This window comes from Allochromatium palmeri (assembly GCF_009720725.1).
GTDB classification, from domain to species: domain Bacteria; phylum Pseudomonadota; class Gammaproteobacteria; order Chromatiales; family Chromatiaceae; genus Thermochromatium; species Thermochromatium palmeri.
In genome coordinates, this window is sequence record NZ_WNKT01000118.1 from 1 (window position 1) to 1544 (window position 1544).

General features: G+C 64.6%; 1 protein-coding gene. It reads left to right on the forward strand.

Annotated elements, in window-relative coordinates:
• The first annotated feature begins 80 nt into the window (after positions 1–80).
• A complete protein-coding gene (locus GJ668_RS19675) occupies positions 81–1439 on the forward strand; it encodes an IS1182 family transposase (RefSeq protein ID WP_155451774.1) in 1359 nt (452 codons plus the stop codon).
• Positions 1440–1544: the final 105 nt, after the last annotated feature.

Below are 1544 nucleotides of genomic sequence, written 5' to 3' on the forward strand. Positions count from 1 at the left end.
GCTAGCAGCCTGTCGGACTTTGCCGCTGCCGCCCGCTTGCCGACTTGGTAGACTGTCGCCCCCCTTCAGGACCGACCACGATGCCCAATTTCCGCCCGATCGATCGCGACCTCCCATTGGAGCTGCCCCTGTCGTTACAGGACTGGCTGCCCGAAGGGCATCTAGCGCGCTACGTGGTCGAGGTCGTGGAAGCGCTGGACTTGAGCGCGCTGGTGCAGGCGTACTCCGGTCGAGGCAGTGCGCCGTATCACCCGGCGATGATGCTCTCGCTGTTGATCTATGGCTACGCCACGGGCTGTTACTCCAGCCGCAAGATCGAGTTGGCCACGTTCGATTCGGTCGCCTTTCGCTTCATCGCCTGCAATCAGCACCCCGATCACGACACCCTGGCGACCTTCCGGGAGCGGTTCAGGGTGGAGTTCGAGGCGGTGTTTGTCCAAGTGCTGGAGGTCGCGCGCGCGAATCAGCTCAGTCGCTTTGGGCGGGTGAGCTTGGACGGGACCAAGATTCACGCCAACGCCAGCCGTCACAGCGCGCTGTCATATGGACATGCCGAGCGCATCGAGGCACAACTGCAAGCCGAAGTCCAGGAATTGATGGCCTTGGCCGAGCAGGCCGATGGGCGCAACGTCCCCGACGGGATGAGCGTCCCTGAAGAATTGACACGCCGCGAGGCGCGCCTGGGCGCGATCGCCGAGGCCAAGCGCCAGATCGAGGCGCGGGCCGCCGAGCGCTACGCCCGCGAGCAAGCCGCCTACGAGGCCAAGCTCGCCGCACGGGCCGCCAAGGCGGCGGCCCGGGGGCGCAAGCCCGGTGGCAAGGCCCCCAAGGCGCCCTCGCCCGAGCCCCGTGCCGATGACCAGATCAACCTCACCGATGAGGAATCGCGCCTCATGCACGTGGCCGGCGGAGGCTTCGAGCAGTGCTACAACGCTCAGGCCGTCGTCGACACCGAATCGATGCTGGTCATGGTGGCGCAGGTCACCCAGGCCGCCAACGACAAGGAACAGGTCGCTCCCCTGCTCGAGCGCGTGCAGGCACTGCCAGAGGGACTGAGCCAACCGGAGGAATGTGTCGCCGACAACGGCTATTTCAGTGAGCGCAACGTTGAGGTCTGCGAGGCCGCTGGGATCGCGCCGTTGATCGCCATGAAGCGCGAGGACCATCACCCCCATTGGTCGGCGCGCTTCGACGAGCCCGAAGCGGTGCCACCCGAGGCGACCCCGGTCTCCCACATGGCCCATCGGCTCAAGACCCGTACCGGGCGGGCCGCCTATGCGCTGCGCAAGCAGACCGTTGAGCCGGTCTTCGGGATCATCAAATCCGTGATGGGGTTTCGTCAGTTCCTCACCCGTGGGCTGCAGAACGTCCAGGGTGAATGGACCCTGGTGTGCCTGGCGTGGAATCTTAAACGGATGGCCGTGTTGCGTCCGCAATAAGGGAAACACCAAGAAAAACAGCATTCTTTGCCAAAATCTCGCCATTTTTCGCCCCTAAAGGCGCTCAAAAGGCGACTCTGCCCGTTAAGTCCGACAGGCTGCTAG

What these genes read in the sequence shown, in the direction of transcription:
- GJ668_RS19675 (WP_155451774.1), top strand. Translation starts at nt 81, where the DNA reads ATGCCCAATTTCCGCCCGATCGATCGCGACCTCCCATTGGAGCTGCCC.